This window comes from Bacillus cereus group sp. MG4 (assembly GCF_040460055.1).
GTDB classification, from domain to species: domain Bacteria; phylum Bacillota; class Bacilli; order Bacillales; family Bacillaceae_G; genus Bacillus_A; species Bacillus_A wiedmannii.
On record NZ_JARVGZ010000001.1, the window covers coordinates 162,324 to 179,064 of the forward strand.

Below are 16,741 nucleotides of genomic sequence, written 5' to 3' on the forward strand. Positions count from 1 at the left end.
AAATGATGGATCAATTTCTATGGGTATTGTTTCCCTATATCATTTTTGCAATCTTTATCGGTGGACATATTTTTAGATACAACTATGATCAATTTGGATGGACATCAAAATCTAGTGAACTATTAGAAAAGAAAATGCTCCGAATCGGAAGTCTATTATTCCACTTTGGGATCATGTTCGTAATTGGCGGTCATGTTATGGGGATTTTAATTCCAGAGGCTGTATACCGCTCAATAGGTATTTCAGAGCATATGTACCATGTAGTAGCAATTAGTTTCGGGCTTCCAGCAGGTGTTGCTTCTATCATCGGTTTAATTATATTAACGTACCGCCGTGTAACAGTAAAACGTATCATTGCAACGAGTACAAAGGGAGATTATATTGCGCTTATTTTATTACTTATCGTAATGCTAGCAGGGCTTTCCTCAACGTTTTTAAACATCGACTCAAAAGGGTTTGATTATCGTACAACGATCGGTCCGTGGTTCCGAAGCCTCTTCATTTTCCAACCGAAAGTTGAATATATGATGGAAGTACCTGTATGGTTTAAAATTCATATTCTTGCAGGAATGGGGCTTTTCGCAGTATGGCCATTTACAAGACTAGTACATGTATTTAGTGCCCCAATTAAATATATAAGCCGTAGTTATGTAATTTACAGAAGACGTATTCCAAATGAATTGAAAAAATAATGTTGTTTTATATGTTTAGTAACTTATAAAGAAAGCCAAGATCTAATTGGAGACCTCGGCTTTCTTTATAGGTATAAGTATCTAAATAAGACGCTAATCAATACTACAAACAGAAGCAGAGCAATCTTCACAAGCAATTTCACGTTTTAAAAATTGTAAATCGTGAATTGTAATCTTTCCTTTATGAATAGAAATTGTACCTTGCTTTTTTAATTCATTTAACATTCGATTTACACTTTCGCGTGAAGTTGCACAGAAATTAGCAAGTTCTTGATTCGTTAACGGTAAATCGATGAGAATACCATTTTCTTTTAATACACCGTAACTATTTGTCATTCGAATGAGAGTAGAATAAAGGGCACCTTTTTTGCCGTGTAATACTAAATCTCGGAACTTCGTTTGCATTCTTCTTAAATGTTCACTAATCCATTTCATAAATTCAAATACAAGTGCGGGCTTTTGGAGTAATTCTCTTTCTAACGCTTCACGCTTTATAACGCCTACTTCAACATCTTCAAGACATTTTGAATTTAATAAATACTTCGCATCGTCCGTGAACAATGTTAATTCTCCAATAATGTCATATGCTGAACAAATTCGAAGTGTTAATTCTTGTCCGTCAGCACTAAGTTTACTAATTTGTACTTTTCCTGAGTGGATAATATAGAGTTCGGTTGCCTCCATACCTTCTTGAAAAATAAAACTACCTTTTTTTATCTGCATTTTATATTCAACAGATGCAAGTAATTCCTTTAAATCTTGAGATAATTTCATACTGTTTGTCACAGCAATCACCTTTCTTCTTATAAGCAATCCATTTCCTATTTTGAGTGTAAGTATGCTGGAAATGCAAGAGCTATTTTAAAAATATAGTGAAATTTCAATGACCGTAAGGAGTAGACACTGAAGATGTGAACAAAATTCGAACGGATTTGTGAAGAATTTTTGAATGGGGAAAGTGATGTGAGAAAAGTCACATTGAATATGTAGCTTCTTTTTTATAATAAAGGCAAATGAAAAATTGAAAACTTACTAAGGATTGCAGCAGAAAAGAAGGGATATAGATGCACGAGAAAATGAAAGATTCTTTAAAGCGGCCACTTCAAGATTTACGTATTTCAGTTATTGATCGTTGTAATTTTAGGTGTACATACTGTATGCCAGCCGAAGTGTTCGGATCTGATTATGCTTTTTTACAGGAAGAGTTTTTATTAACATTCGATGAAATAGAAAGATTAGCACGATTATTTATAAGTATGGGAGTCAATAAAATTAGACTTACTGGCGGTGAACCTTTATTGCGTAAAGATTTACCAAAGTTAATTGCAAGGCTTGCAAAGCTAGAAGGCTTAACGGATATTGGACTCACAACAAACGGTATTCATTTAGCAAAACAAGCTAAGGCGCTAAAAGACGCGGGATTAAAGCGTGTAAATATTAGTTTAGATGCGATAGAGGATCACGTCTTCCAAAAAATTAACGGAAGAAATGTAAGTACAAAACCTGTACTGAAAGGAATTGAAGCAGCGAAGGCAGCTGGATTAGAAGTAAAGGTAAATATGGTCGTAAAAAAAGGAATGAATGATAGTCAAATTCTTCCTATGGCTCAGTATTTTAAAGAACAAGAAATTCAGTTACGTTTCATTGAGTTTATGGATGTGGGCAGTACGAACGGCTGGAACTTTGAACAAGTCATTACGAAGGAACAATTAATAGAGAAAATTAATCGTGTATATCCGATTGAGCCCGCCCAGCCCCGTTACTTTGGAGAAGTAGCTAAAGTGTATCGATATGTAGGGAGCAATGCAGAAGTTGGCTTTATTACTTCTGTTTCTGAGTCATTTTGTTCTTCTTGTACGAGAGCTCGTATTTCGGCAGACGGCAAGTTTTATACGTGCTTATTTGGAGAAAAAGGAACGGATTTGCGAACGCTTCTTCGAGAAAATATTTCGGATGCCTCACTACTAAATATTCTCCAACATACATGGGAGTTTAGAACAGATCGATATTCAGATGAAAGAACTGCTGAAAGTACAAATAAACGTCCAAAAGTTGAAATGTCTTACATTGGTGGATAATGAAAGGAGGATTCTCTATGCAAGAGCGATATTCAAGGCAAGTGTTGTTTTCTGGAATTGGTGAAATGGGACAAAGGAAAATAAGAGAAAAGCATGTGCTCCTAATTGGTGCGGGAGCATTAGGGGCTGCAAATGCGGAAGCGCTCGTTAGGATGGGAATTGGGAAATTGACAATTGCCGATCGTGACTACGTCGAATGGAGTAATTTACAGCGGCAACAGTTATATACAGAAGAAGATGCAAAGCATTGTAAACCGAAAGCAATTGCAGCGGCAGAACATTTAAGAAAGATTAATTCTGAAGTGGAAATTGAACCAATTGTAACGGATGTCACAATGAAAGAAATAGAAGAGTTAACAAAAGAAGTGGATCTCATATTAGATGCGACTGACAATTTTGATACGCGCCTACTAATAAATGACATCTCACAAAAAGAAAATATACCTTGGATATACGGTGGATGCATTGGAAGTTACGGTGTAACGTATACAATTCTTCCTGGGAAAACACCATGTTTTCGCTGTCTAATGGATCATCCTATGGGCGGTGCAACATGTGATACAGCAGGGATCATTCAGCCGGCGGTACAGATGGTTGTTGCTCACCAAGTGACAGAAGCAATGAAAATATTGGTGGATGATTATGAGTCGCTAAGAGGAACGATGTTATCATTTGATATTTGGAACAATCAATATCTCTCATTAAAAGTAAATAGGCAGAAGAAGAGTACATGTCTATCTTGTGGGAAATCACGAACGTATCCAAGTCTAGCATTTGAAGCGCAGATGAAAACTGAAGTGTTATGCGGAAGAAATACAGTTCAAATCCGTCCAGGAATAAAGGGAGTTCTAAATTTAAACGAAATTCAAAAACGATTACAAAAAAGTGTACATGTCCAAAAAACGCCGTATTTATTAACGTTTCTAATTGATGAATATCGTTTCGTTTTATTTGCAGACGGTAGGGTATTTATTCATGGAACAAATGATGTGAAAATAGCAAAACGATTATATGCAAAATATATAGGATGAATATAGAGAAAGAGTCCCCTTATTAAAACGAGGTGAAAAAGGAATGTTACAAACACGTATACCAGTTTCAGTGGCAGAAGCAGTTGCACGAGTAATGAAATACGCTCATCAAGGTGAAATAGAAGCGGTTTCTCTTATAGAAAGTTACGGAAGAATCCTCGGAGAAGATGTTGTTGCAGATCATGATGTTCCGCATTTTGATCGCTCTCCGTACGACGGATTTGCGATTCGAGCAGAAGATACAAAAGAAGCAAGTAGCAGTAATCCCATTCTGTTTGAAGTGATTGGTGAAATTGGAGCAGGTTTTGTTTTTACAGAAGAAGTGAAAGCATTTCAAGCTGTCCGTATTATGACAGGAGCCGCAATTCCGAAAGGGTGTAATGCGGTTGTTATGTTAGAGCTAACGGAAGGATTTGAAGAAAAAGAAAAGACGTATATGAAATTAAAACGCTCCTTCGCCGCCGGTGATAACATTTCTTTTAAAGGAGAAGATGTAAAACAAAAGACCATCCTTGTGAAAAAAGGGACTGTTATTAATCCTGGAGTGGCAGCACTTCTTGCTACGTTTGGTTATAGTGCAGTACATGTTGTAAAACAGCCGGTTATTGGAATTGTAACGACAGGAAGCGAACTGCTTGAAGTACATGAACAATTAAAGCCAGGGAAGATTCGAAATAGTAATTCCTATATGATAGCTGCTCAAATTGAACGAGCGGGCGGAGTTGTACAGTATTATGGACAATTCGCTGACGATTTTGAGACGTGTTATAACACTGTGAAAAAAGCGATAAAAGAAGTCGATATTTTAATTACAACTGGTGGTGTTTCAGTAGGAGACTATGACTATTTACCCGCTATTTATGAGAGATTACGAGCGAATGTACTTTTCAACAAAATAGCGATGCGACCAGGAAGTGTGACAACTGTAGCTGAGTTAGGAGGGAAACTATTATTTGGTCTATCTGGTAATCCTTCAGCTTGTTATGTCGGATGTGAATTATATGTTCGACCAGTCATTGGAACATACTTGCATAGGAAAAATCCGCACGTATATCGTGCAGAAGCAATTTTACAAAAAGACTTTCCGAAAGCAAATCCGTTTACTCGTTTTGTAAGAGGAAGAGTGAAAATTGTAGATGGCCAATTGCAAGTTACACCAGTCGGTTTAGATAAATCTAGCGCAATTTCTTCACTTACAGAAGCAAATGCATTTATCGTCCTGCCAGGAGGAACGAGAGGGTTTGAAGCAGGAATAACTGTTTCGGTACTGTTATTAGAATCAAACGCGGGAAGTGAATGGCCGTGGGATGAACCGCTTCGATCATATAAATAATAGAAAATAGATTGCTAACTTATACAAAGATAAGAGGTGCAAAATGACACATACGTATTATGAAGTAATTGATACACCTATTTCAATTGAAGAAGTTACAAGCAAAGTAATTCGTCGTGAGTGTGGTGCGGTTACTACTTTTATTGGCACTGTTAGAGAATTTACGAAAGGCCGTCGTACGCTTTATTTAGAGTATGTAGCTTATAAGACAATGGCGGAGAAACAGCTTGAGAGAATTGGTACCGAAGTAGGAGAGAAATGGCCTGGAACATATGTGGCAATTACACATCGCATTGGTACATTACAAATTTCTGATTTTGCTGTTGTCGTCGCTGTTGCTACACCACATCGGAAAGCGGCCTATGAAGCAAATGAATATATTATGGAGCGTATAAAAAAAATTGTTCCGATTTGGAAAAAAGAGTTTTGGGAAGATGGTGAGTCGTGGATAGGCGATCAGTTAGAGAAAACAGCATATGGTAATGGCGAGCCTGGAAAGGAGATGAGAATATGATTGAAGTACTATTATTTGCACATTTGCAAGAAGAAGTAAGTAAGCCAGCATTACACATAGATTGTGAAAACATTACAGTCGCGAAGCTGAAGGAAGTTCTGGTTAAGGAATATGATGTAGCAATTTCAAACGAGATTATGGTCGCGATAAATGAAGAATATGCAAATGAGAATGACATCATTCAAACTGGTGATGTCGTAGCGATGATTCCGCCAGTAAGTGGTGGTTGATTCTTTTCAGCCTAATCATGTAAGGACGTGATTAGGCTGGAGGGAATGAATATAACTATGCATACATAGGAGGGAACAAGATGAAAAGTCCTAATTTTCAATTAAGTTTACAAACTTCCAATCTAGTTATCGGTTTTATGGTATGGGTTATTTTATCATCATTAATGCCCTATATTAAAGTGGATATCCCATTAACTGCGGGACAAATTTCTATGGTAACAGCAGTACCGGTTATTTTAGGTTCTGTTCTTCGCATTCCAATTGGTTATTGGACAAATCGTTTCGGAGCAAGAAAATTATTCTTTATTAGTTTTATTCTATTATTATTTCCTGTCTTTTATATTAGTGTTGCCAATTCTATGATGGATTTAATTATTGGTGGATTATTTGTAGGAATAGGTGGTGCTGTATTCTCTGTAGGAGTAACTTCTTTACCAAAGTACTTTCCAAAAGAGAGCCATGGTTTTGTAAATGGTATTTATGGAGTGGGTAACGCTGGAACAGCAATTACTTCATTTTTAGCACCTGTTATTGCAACTTCAGTTGGCTGGAGAACGACAGTACAATGTTATTTAGTTTTACTTGCAGCGTTTGCACTTATGAACTTTTTATTAGGTGATCGTAAAGAGAAAAAGGTGAATACACCATTAATGGAACAAATAAAAGGTGTATATAAAAATGAAAAACTTGGGTTTCTATGTATCTTTTACTTTTTAACTTTCGGATCATTTGTCGCATTTACCGTATACTTACCAAACTTTTTAGTATCTCACTTCGGATTAGAGAAAGTTGATGCAGGTATGCGGACAGCCGGGTTCATCGTATTAGCAACAATTATGCGTCCGATTGGTGGTTGGCTTGGTGATAAATTTAATCCATTTAAAATATTAATCTTCGTATTTATCGGTTTAACACTTTCAGGTATTATTTTATCATTTATGCCAAGTATGAACGTGTATACATTTGGTTGCCTACTAGTCGCATTTTGTGCAGGGATTGGTAATGGTACAATCTTCAAACTCGTTCCTATGTACTTCTCAGAACAAGCTGGTATTGTAAATGGACTCGTTTCAGCTTTAGGTGGACTAGGAGGGTTCTTCCCGCCATTAATTTTAACATTACTATTCCAATTAACAGGTCATTATGCGATTGGATTTATGGCATTATCAGAAGTCGCACTTGCTTGTTTAATCATTACAGTATGGATGTATAGCCAAGAGAAACTGTTAGTGATGTTAAAAAATCATTAATCAGGAAAAAGAACCGTCCCAAAGTATTTTGGGATGGTTCTTTTAGTAATAGGCTTCGATATGTTTTTTATTGCTAGCTTAACAAACACTTGTATTCTAAAATAATGTGGTTTAAAAATGAAAAACAGAAGTTTTATGGAATTTTATGTTAAAATAAAGATATCAGATAGTATTCAATTAAAGGGCAAGTTAGTTAAAGGGATGTTAAATCTATTCCAAAGATTGAGCTAATTTTTAGCATACAAATATTTAATCGGATCGGGGTGTTTAGATGAAAAAATTATATAAGTCTACTCAAGATAAACAAGTTTCAGGTGTACTAGGTGGCTTAAGTGATAAGTATGGAATTGATGTAAGTATCCTTCGCATAGTAACTGCATTATCAGCCTTTTTTTCTAGCGGATTTACAGTGTTACTTTATATAATAGCTGCAATTGTTTTGCCTACAGATAAAGATATTAAGAGATAAATGTATGAACTTAAATCTAATTCCACAATCGAGAACTCTGTTTTTTGTCTATTGAAAGTTTCCAAAGTAAAATCAACAGTACGATTGTTATAGGCTGAAATGAACAAACGAAAAATCCTCATAAAACATTCGGAATATATTGAGAACGAAAATAATAACTTTTGAATGAAACGATGACTATTGATCACTAACGAATCAATAAATAGTCGCTCCTTTCTAAAGGTTATCTATTAATCTATATAAAAATATAATATATATTAACATTACAAAGTTTTAACAACATATGACTGTATTTATAACAAGAAAAACTTCATATTTTTTAGGAACAGATTCTTTAGTAAGGCTAATGAATATTGTAAAATAGTACACTTAAAATAAATAATACAGTTTAGGTCGATAAGATAAAATTATAAATTTCTATAAATAATCCATAATTTTCTTTATGAGTCATATTTGTTATGTTAAAGAAAAGAGAGGGGAGGGAAATTGTGAAAGCTATTGATTTGGTCGTGTCGAATTAGATGTTGAGAATGCCTTAAAGTCGATTTATGAAGTTAACCCATATGCACTTATGTTTGGAACAGATTTACCATCTACAAGAGCAAAAAGACCTTTTAAGTATGGAGATATCAAATTGATTCAACAGCTATTTGATGAACAAGCTACCGATAACATCCTGTATACGAATGCTTTTAAATGGTATTTTGGGTAGCGTCAGGGTCTACATTTGAATTAAATGTGATCCATATGTAGTAAAGCGTTTAATCCAACTAAAATATATTTAGAATGAGGTTTTCAATGTTTGTTTTTATTATATTAGACGTGATAATACCAATATTAATATTGATGCTAATTGGTGCAATCTTACAAAGAAAGTTTCAATTTAACTTAAAGCAGCTATCTACACTTATTACTTATTGCTTGATGCCAGCGGCTGTATTTTTGAATATATATAATATTCGTATAGAAACAGGTTTGTTGCTCCAGATAATATACTATTTAATGCTTTACAGTCTGAGTGTGATGATAGTAAGTCATTTCATTTCAAAAACATTAAAGTTAGAAAAAGGAGAAAGTGCAGCTTTAAAAAATAGTATTTCGTTAATGAATTCCGGTAATTATGGATTACCAGTAAGTCAATTGATTTTCAGTCATAATCCAGTGGGAGTTTCCATTCAGATTTTTATTGTAATTTTCCAGAATCTTTTAACTTATTCATATGGGATATATAACTTACTATCAGCAACAAAAACAATAGGAAGTATTATTCAATCATTTCTAAGACTGCCTGTATTTCATGCACTCATATTAGGGATTCTCTTTCAATCTTTTACAATTAAAATACCTAATTCTATCTTTCTACCTCTTAATCAGCTTGCGAATAGTTTTGTTGCAATAGCACTCATATTGCTAGGAGCGCAATTATCCAACATTAAGCTTAATTTTTTCCATCGAGTCATAACATGGGCTTTAATTGGAAGATTACTGATGGGACCATTATTAGCACTTGCCATGATCTACCTACTAAACATTGATGGTATTGTTGCACAATCATTATTTATTGCAAGTTCTTTTCCTACTTCAAGAAATACATCAACCATTGCTATGGAGTATCAAATAGAGCCTGAATTACATGCACAAATCGTTTTATTTTCAACACTTTTTAGCATTATTACAGTAACTGTCGTTATTTATTTGTCATATATTTTGTTTTGAATATACGTGCAAAACGAATAGATTTAAGGCGGTAAATGATGGACGGAAATCCCATCGATATGAGAAGAAAACAGTCTTTCATATATTGGGTGTCGTTTCCAAAGGTACCATGTCTGATAATCAAGCGGCTTAATTCAAAAAAGGAACCTCATTAGGGGTAGGGGTTATTTTGTATGCAAATCTTTAAATCATCTACATATAGAGTTGCGAAAAAAGACACAATCTCGCTTATAATTGACGTTACATGAGCTTAGGTTGATAGCGATGGGGTGGGAGTGTCAAGTAAGAATTTTATCTTTATTGATTTTATGCGGTTTTTCCGCATAATTGTAACTAAGGGGGATGATTCTAAGTTGAGTAAACAGAATATTAGCACAAATGTTTCAGGAGATTTGATTGTTACCCATCTAATTGGCCAGATTAAAACAGACGATGTGTATGAATGGTTTAATAGCTTTGAGCAGGTTTGTCAGCAATTTATTTCCGAGGGACGGAAATACAAATTATTGGTAGATAGAAAAGGATACACGCCAAATCATTTTTCTGTTCAAAAAGTATGGAAAGATAAGTTCTTCAATGAAACCATTTTGAATCATAGTAAAGCAATTGCATTTCTTCTAGAAGAAGGAGAGATACTAAATTATTTGCAACAATCCAATACGAAAGAATCTGTGAGATTTTTTGATGATTATGAACAAGCGCTAATTTGGTTGAATGAATACCCAATATAAAAACTGAATTGAACGAGTTGCTCGTAATGTTGTACTTGTCATAAAATTTACTTGTTTACAAGTTGCCAACACCATTCATTTTCTGCGCAGATTACCTGTGGAATTTCAAAAAAGGAACCAAAACAAAAAGGACAAACGTTTCTAAAAAACGTTTGTCCAAAGGTAATTACTATTTTAGCTAAGAAATAGATTATTATTTGTGAGTACGAGAAAGTTTTTTTATAAATTTAGGAAATATAGATGTTAGTTCCTGCTTCAAACGCTTCGTAAACGATGGATCTTTACCTGAAGTTGAAATAGTGACAACATATTCATCATGTCGGATGACACCAGGTGTGTGAAACGATGATTTTGTACCATCACTTACGACGTTAACCCACTGGAAATCATGGGCGGCCTGTTTGACCGTCATATTTATTGCATGTTGATTTGTAGCTGCATAAATAAGATGAGCATCTTTAATATCATCATTACTAAAAGTTTTTTGCTTCCAAGTAATATAAGGAAGTTCTTTCATTGCCTTGCAAATTTCTGGGCTGACAACGGTGATGAAAGCGCCTGTATCTTTTAATCCAGACGCTTTTCGATATGCGATTTTACCTCCACCAATAATAACGACCACTTTATTTTGCAGATTAAACATAAGAGGGTACATGTTATACATACACACATTCCTCCATTCGTTCTAATAATGTTAATTTCATATATGTATCAAACTGCAGGCAATTACAAGTCGTAATGTGATCATATTTTTTTGTATGCAACTTAATTTTTTGAAGCAACAATCCGGTAAAGAGAAGGTACGGCATGACATAAACATGGGAGGCAGTCGATGTTATAGCCTTGAGCTCAGCAGTAAAAGAGGGCGCTCCTTTCGTTAAAAAGGAGCACGATACTGGCATACCGAGTTTTCGTTCGACCGCTGCTCCGATTTGTTGTAACTCATGTATCGGCTGTGGATCACTGCTACCTCTTCCTACGAGTAAAATACTACTATCTTGCATTGGCATAGTTGCACGTATTCTTTTTACTACAAGTTCCACCATATGTGGATGTGTACTAAAGGGTGGTACAACTGAAAATGTTATTTGTGGATATTTCTTTTTTAGTTGCTCTATTTCAAAAGGAATATCACGTTTATAGTGAGCTGCTGCAAATAATAAAACAGGTACAATCATTATTTCAGTTGCGCCCTCTAGTATCGTTTCTGTAACTGCATCTTGAATGGTAGGTGTCGTTAGTTCTAGGAAAGCTATTTTTTGAATCTGTTCGTTACGTTCTTTCATAACAGATTGAATAAAGTGAATGAATTGTTCATTACCTTCTTGCAGGCGACTACCGTGTCCAACATATACAATTCCTTTCATTGTCCCACCATGTCTTTCTTCATAATAATTTCTTGTAATTGCTGATCTACATTATGAAATCCGACTTTATTTGCATAGTGTAAAGTTGGAATATCAGTGTAGGAGAATGGGAGAGTAAGAATATCGATAAAGCCAAGACGTTTTATTTCTGCTAGAAGCGTATCAATAGAAGCACGTCCTTCAAATACAATGCTATCCCATGAGAATTCAGAAAGCATACGAGAGTGAATTTCATCGAAGCGATGGTCAATTGTATATTCATGAGTCATCATATAAGAACCCGCACCAATTTTTTCTTGAATAAAAGCAATTCGGTTAATATTTCTGCCTAAATAAACAGTAGTATCGGAAGAGAATTCTGCTTGTTTACTTAGTAGCCCATATTGCATAAGTTTTTCTTGAGTGGCAACGTTCATATACTGCAGTGTCGCATGTAAGGAACGAATATCTTTCTGGTGTTTACTACATGATCGCATCAATATTTCTACACTTTCAGATGAACAAAAAACAAGACGATCAACGTTAAAAATTTCATTGATTTGTTCAAGTGTTAATGTGTATTCTGCCTTTTTGAAAGTAGGAATTTGATATATTTCTGCACCGGCTTCTTGTAACTTTTGTTTCGCTAAACTTATTTTATTTGTTGCAGATGCAAATAAAACTTTTTTACCATGTAATGGTTTACGTTCTTTCCAAGCGATTTGATTACGTAAGGAAACGACATCACCAACAATTGTCATTGATGGATTAGAAATATTTTCGTTTTTGACGATAGAAACAATGCTTGAAAGAGTTCCTGTGACAACGCGCTGTTTTCCAGTTGTACCCCATTCAATGACTGCTACTGGCGTATCGTCTTTTTTCCCTGCTTGTAGTAAGCTTTCGCAAATTGTAGGTAAGTTTTTTATACCCATGTAGTAGGCAATTGTGTCGCTATTGTGGGATGAATTATATTTTCCATGATCGGTTAAAGGGCCTTTTGCATGTCCAGTTAGTAATGTGACGCTATTACTGTAGTTGCGGTGGGTGAGGGGGATACCTGCATAGCTACTAGCGGCGATGCTAGATGTAATGCCTGGTACAATTTCATATGGAATGTTCGCTGCTACTAAAGTTTCTGCTTCTTCACCAACACGGCCAAAAATAGATGGATCTCCGCCTTTTAAGCGGACAACAGTTTTTCCTTCTTTCGCAAATTGAAGGAGGTGTGCGTTAATCATTTCTTGTCGCATAGTATGATTCTTTGGCATTTTTCCGCAATAAATAAGTTCACATGTTTCTTTTGTATAACTAAGAAAGAAAGGGTTTAATAAACGGTCATATAAAACGATATCTGCACGCTTTAAACAATCTATCGCTTTCTTTGTAATAAGTCCTTCATCACCTGGTCCTGCACCAACTAAATATACATATCCGTTCATATTCGCACCTCGTCTATTTTTATGTGAAAGGAAGCCAGGGGAAGGCTTCCTTTTTTAAATTACATGTATATGTAAATATCCCCATCAATAACTTCTACTTCGTATGTTTGGATACAGCCGTCATCAGGTTTTTGAACTTCACCTGTTATTAGTGAAATTTTCCAATCATGCAGTGGACAAAAGACGAATTCTCCAGATACAATTCCTTCTGCTAATGGTCCGTTTTTATGAGGACAACGATTTTCTACAGCTCGAATATCTCCATTTGAAAGGCGGAATAGGGCGATAGACATACCTTTCATTTGCACCTCTTTACCGATTTGTATAGGAAGGTCTTCTGCACGCATAACTTTTATTTTGTCTTTCGTTTGTATCATATAGATCACAGCTCCTTATTTCACAGTTTCTACTTCATACATCGCTTTTAATGACTTCGTTTCTAGTGCTTGTCCCCATGCTTCCGTATATGTGCTACGAGCTGTTTGGAAGCGTTCATTTAGCGTAGTCACCATACTTGCATCTTGTAGTATTTCTTTTATGTGATCGAAGCCTAAACGTTCTGTCCAGTAGGCAGTACGCTCTCCGTAAATACCAGTTTCACGATAATATTGCATGTAAGCTGTAGCGATGCGAAGGACATCATCTTCAGTAGGGACGATCATTACAAAATCAGCTTCGCGTACTTCTGTACCACCATTTCCACCAATATAAAGTTGGTATCCATTTTCGACACAAACAACGCCAAAATCTTTCGTCAGTACTTCCGCACAGTTACGCGGACAACCCGTTACACCCATCTTCATTTTATGGGGTGTATCTACCATTTCTAATGATTGTTCAAGGAGCATTCCAAGTCCTAATGAATCTTTCGTACCGAAACGGCAGAAGCGAGAACCAACACATGATTTTACATTACGAAGCGATTTTGAATACGCATACCCCGAAGTCATATGTAAGTCAGCCCATACGTTAGGTAAATCTTGTTTTTTCACACCATATAAGCCAATTCGGCTCGCACCTGTAATTTTCACAAGAGGAACATCATATTTTTTCGCAACTTCAGCAATTTTCATTAAATCGTCTGCGGTTGTAACACCACCGTACATACGTGGAATAACAGAGAATGTACCATCGTGCTGAATGTTACCATTCATTCTTTCATTAACGAAACGAGATGATTTATCATCTTCATATTCTTCTGGAATCGCCATCCGTAAGTAGTAATTTAAAGCAGGGCGACATTTTGAACAGCCGTCTTCATGTGCAAAACCAAGAACATTTCGTACTTCTTTTGGTGATTTTAAGCCTTTCTCATGAATCGCCGCTACGACTTCATCACGGGATAAAGGTGTACATCCACACATACCAGCAGACTGCGCAGAAGCATCAAAAGCATCTCCAAGTGTATGTGATAAAACTTGTTCGACAAGCGGACGACATTTACCACAAGACCCTGCGGCTTTCGTACAGCCTTTTACTTCTTCAAAAGTAGTTAACTCTTGCTCTAAAATGGCATGAACGATTGTACCTTTCGTAACACCATTACATCCACAAATCGTGTCATCTGCACTCATTGTAGCAACGTCAAGTTCACTTTCTTCACCAGCTTTGTGAAGAAGGGAAGCGGCTGTATATTCTTGTATATCTTCTTCTTTCTTTAACATGCTAAAGAGACGTGTACCATCAGCTGTGTCACCATATAAAACGATACCAACGACTTTATTGTCGCGAATCAATACTTTTTTATAGGAACGTTTACATTCATCAAAGATTGATATTGCTTTTGTTTGATCATCTTCATATATTTGGCCAGCAGAGAATAAATCACAACCAGCAACTTTTAATTGCGTACCGACGATACTGCCCGTATATCCATCAGTTTGTAAATTCGTTATATGTTTTGCTAATATTGCGCCTTGTTCATAAAGAGGGGCAACAAGTCCATATGCGATACCATCATGTTCTGCACATTCGCCAACTGCATAAATGGATTCATCATTTGTAAGCATATAGTCATTGACTACAATGCCTCGATTGACAATAAGACCAGCATCTCTTGCTATTTTCGTATTTGGTCGTATTCCGACAGCCATTACGATTAAATCACAATCTACAACTTCACCATCTTCAAATTGAATGCCCTCAACATAGTCTGTACCAAGAATTTTTACAGTTTTCTTTTCCATTAAAAACTTCATGCCTTGTGCTTCTAAATCTTCACGCAATAGAGAAGCTGCTTTCGTATCTAGTTGTTGCTCCATTAAGCTAGGCATTAAATGAACAACATGTACGTCCATTCCTAAGTCAATTAGACCTCTTGCGGCTTCTAAACCGAGTAACCCTCCACCAATGACAACGGCCTTTTTCTTTTCTTTAGCGGTATCTATCATAAATTGTGTATCTTCAATAGTTCGAAATCCTGTTACACCAGGAAGTGTGGAACCTTCAACAGGTAAAATAAAAGCACTAGAACCTGTTGCTATAATGAGCTTGTCATATGTAAGAGTACGATTTTTTTCTGTAGTAATAATTTTTTCTTCTCGGTTAATACTTTGAACTCTTTCGTTTGTATACAAAGTTATTTCGTTTTCATCGTACCAACTATATTCATTCATAATGATATCTTGCATATTTGTTTTGCCTTGTAAAACATGAGAGAGCATAATACGGTTGTAGTTTGGATGCGGTTCATCTCCAAAAATAGTAATCTCATATGAATCACTATCATGTTTTAATATTTCTTCCATACAGCGTATGCCAGCCATACCATTTCCGATCATCACTAAACGTTTTTTCATTTTCGTTTCCCCTTTTTATGTGAAATGTTGAACAAAGGATTATATTTCTATTATAGAAAATCAAAAAAGGGGGAGATGTGATATTTATCACACTTTTATAATGATTCACAAATTGTTAAAATTCGGATTTGTGTGAGGGGGCGTGGATATTTTTCGCAAAATGAAAAAGCAGGACATAAGTATGTATACTCATGTCCTGCACTTGATTTATGCTCTCGTAATGGCACGTGGAAATAAAATATTATTTTCTAAATGAATATGCTCAAATAAATCAGACTCTAGCGCTTCAAGGCGTTGATAAACAAGTCGATAAGTGCCGCAAGCTCCTTCTGGAGGAGTAAAGTCATTTGTCACTTTACGAAGTTCTTTTATAATATTTCCGGCGTGGCTATGTTCATTTTCCAACTCATCTACTACCTTGCTTAACTTTTCATAGTTTTCATCAGTTGGATTTTGTTCAAATTCTAAAATTAATGGAAAATCTTCCGTTTCTTCTTTAATTAAATGCTGTTCTAATTCCATTTTAAGTTCATGAAATAGCTTATGAATTTGAGCTAAATGAGGCTGATTTACTCCATGAACACGTAATACTTTCGTCACATATGGACTTAACTGCGGTAACTCTTCATTTAAATAACGATGATGCTTATTAATTACATAATCAATCAATTCACGATAAGAAGCATTTTTCCAATCAATTTCAGATTCATTTAATCGTTTCGTATTATGATAAAGTGTATTTAACTTTGTAATTACTTCAGAAGCCGGTAAATTTCTTTCATGAATTGCATCAATAAGCGGCTTATTACCACCACAACAAAAATCTATTCTATAAGATTTAAAAAGATCACTAGCTTTCGGAAATTGTGTAACAATCTCACCAACAATTGAAGTTTCAGTAAATATATGTTCCATATGAATGCCTCCATAAAGTTTAAATGTAATATCTAAATTAAGAATAGCGATAAATGAAAAACAATGTGGTGATTGAAATCACTTATTATGTGTCTGATTTGAGAATAATAAAATGAGTTTTATAAAAGGAAGAGGGAGGGGAGGTAAGTAGTTGCAATACTATGTAATAAAAAAGAAGCTTACTAGAAGCTTCTTT

The 16,741-nt window shown here is 35.4% G+C and carries 17 protein-coding genes and 1 pseudogene; 11 read left to right on the forward strand and 7 right to left on the reverse strand.

Annotated features, from left to right (window positions below; translation table 11 throughout):
* Positions 1-2 precede the first annotated feature (2 nt).
* Positions 3-692, forward strand: a complete 690-nt coding sequence (gene narI, locus QCI41_RS00900; protein ID WP_000969212.1) for a respiratory nitrate reductase subunit gamma — start codon at positions 3-5, stop codon at positions 690-692.
* Between the two features lie 93 nt (positions 693-785).
* On the opposite strand, the gene QCI41_RS00905 is transcribed toward narI, so the two are convergent.
* On the reverse strand, positions 786-1,478 hold the full coding sequence (locus QCI41_RS00905) for a Crp/Fnr family transcriptional regulator (protein ID WP_000185186.1): 693 nt from the start codon (positions 1,476-1,478) through the stop codon (positions 786-788).
* Positions 1,479-1,756: 278 nt separating this feature from the next.
* On the opposite strand from QCI41_RS00905, the gene moaA reads away from it, so the two are divergent.
* From moaA to QCI41_RS00955, 10 genes and pseudogenes are all read left to right on the forward strand, one after another.
* The gene (gene moaA / locus QCI41_RS00910) at positions 1,757-2,770 is read left to right on the forward strand and encodes a GTP 3',8-cyclase MoaA (protein WP_353838681.1); all 1,014 of its coding nucleotides are present in this window, start codon (positions 1,757-1,759) and stop codon (positions 2,768-2,770) included.
* 17 nt (positions 2,771-2,787) lie between these two features.
* Positions 2,788-3,801: a molybdopterin-synthase adenylyltransferase MoeB gene (locus QCI41_RS00915; RefSeq protein WP_353838680.1), complete on the forward strand. Its 1,014-nt coding sequence runs from the start codon at positions 2,788-2,790 to the stop codon at positions 3,799-3,801.
* A 43-nt stretch (positions 3,802-3,844) separates the two neighbouring features.
* Positions 3,845-5,134 carry a molybdopterin molybdotransferase MoeA gene (locus tag QCI41_RS00920; protein ID WP_353838679.1) on the forward strand — a complete coding sequence of 430 codons (1,290 nt, stop codon included), beginning with the start codon at positions 3,845-3,847 and terminating at the stop codon, positions 5,132-5,134.
* 43 nt (positions 5,135-5,177) lie between these two features.
* Positions 5,178-5,648, forward strand: coding sequence for a molybdenum cofactor biosynthesis protein MoaE (locus tag QCI41_RS00925; protein ID WP_353838678.1), 471 nt, complete (start codon positions 5,178-5,180; stop codon positions 5,646-5,648).
* Complete coding sequence (gene moaD, locus QCI41_RS00930; protein WP_283885548.1) at positions 5,645-5,878, forward strand: molybdopterin converting factor subunit 1; 234 nt, start codon at positions 5,645-5,647, stop codon at positions 5,876-5,878. The genes QCI41_RS00925 and moaD overlap by 4 nt, the downstream gene beginning before the upstream one ends.
* Before the next feature lie 80 nt (positions 5,879-5,958).
* The gene (narK, locus tag QCI41_RS00935; protein WP_353838677.1) at positions 5,959-7,128 is read left to right on the forward strand and encodes a nitrate transporter NarK; all 1,170 of its coding nucleotides are present in this window, start codon (positions 5,959-5,961) and stop codon (positions 7,126-7,128) included.
* Between the two features lie 271 nt (positions 7,129-7,399).
* Positions 7,400-7,597: a PspC domain-containing protein gene (locus QCI41_RS00940; protein WP_000737851.1), complete on the forward strand. Its 198-nt coding sequence runs from the start codon at positions 7,400-7,402 to the stop codon at positions 7,595-7,597.
* Positions 7,598-8,099: 502 nt separating this feature from the next.
* Positions 8,100-8,309 (forward strand): annotated as a pseudogene (locus tag QCI41_RS00945) (amidohydrolase family protein); the annotation flags it as partial.
* 86 nt (positions 8,310-8,395) lie between these two features.
* A complete protein-coding gene (locus tag QCI41_RS00950) occupies positions 8,396-9,313 on the forward strand; it encodes an AEC family transporter (RefSeq protein ID WP_353838675.1) in 918 nt (305 codons plus the stop codon).
* Positions 9,314-9,621: 308 nt separating this feature from the next.
* Positions 9,622-10,044: an STAS/SEC14 domain-containing protein gene (locus QCI41_RS00955; protein WP_353838889.1), complete on the forward strand. Its 423-nt coding sequence runs from the start codon at positions 9,622-9,624 to the stop codon at positions 10,042-10,044.
* 193 nt (positions 10,045-10,237) lie between these two features.
* On the opposite strand, the gene QCI41_RS00960 is transcribed toward QCI41_RS00955, so the two are convergent.
* The 6 genes from QCI41_RS00960 to ric all read right to left on the reverse strand — a co-directional run bounded on the left by QCI41_RS00960 (position 10,238) and on the right by ric (position 16,545).
* The gene (locus QCI41_RS00960; RefSeq protein ID WP_353838673.1) at positions 10,238-10,708 is read right to left on the reverse strand and encodes a precorrin-2 dehydrogenase; all 471 of its coding nucleotides are present in this window, start codon (positions 10,706-10,708) and stop codon (positions 10,238-10,240) included.
* Positions 10,701-11,411 carry a sirohydrochlorin chelatase gene (locus tag QCI41_RS00965; protein ID WP_353838672.1) on the reverse strand — a complete coding sequence of 237 codons (711 nt, stop codon included), beginning with the start codon at positions 11,409-11,411 and terminating at the stop codon, positions 10,701-10,703. Before QCI41_RS00965 ends, QCI41_RS00960 begins: the two co-directional genes overlap by 8 nt.
* Complete coding sequence (locus QCI41_RS00970; RefSeq protein ID WP_353838671.1) at positions 11,408-12,832, reverse strand: uroporphyrin-III C-methyltransferase; 1,425 nt, start codon at positions 12,830-12,832, stop codon at positions 11,408-11,410. The genes QCI41_RS00965 and QCI41_RS00970 overlap by 4 nt, the downstream gene beginning before the upstream one ends.
* Positions 12,833-12,891: 59 nt before the next feature.
* Entirely contained in the window at positions 12,892-13,209 is a 318-nt protein-coding gene (nirD, locus tag QCI41_RS00975; protein WP_325806008.1) for a nitrite reductase small subunit NirD, read from the reverse strand.
* 15 nt (positions 13,210-13,224) lie between these two features.
* A complete protein-coding gene (gene nirB, locus QCI41_RS00980; RefSeq protein ID WP_353838669.1) occupies positions 13,225-15,630 on the reverse strand; it encodes an NADPH-nitrite reductase large subunit in 2,406 nt (801 codons plus the stop codon).
* 207 nt (positions 15,631-15,837) lie between these two features.
* Entirely contained in the window at positions 15,838-16,545 is a 708-nt protein-coding gene (gene ric / locus QCI41_RS00985; protein WP_353838668.1) for an iron-sulfur cluster repair di-iron protein, read from the reverse strand.
* Positions 16,546-16,741: the final 196 nt, after the last annotated feature.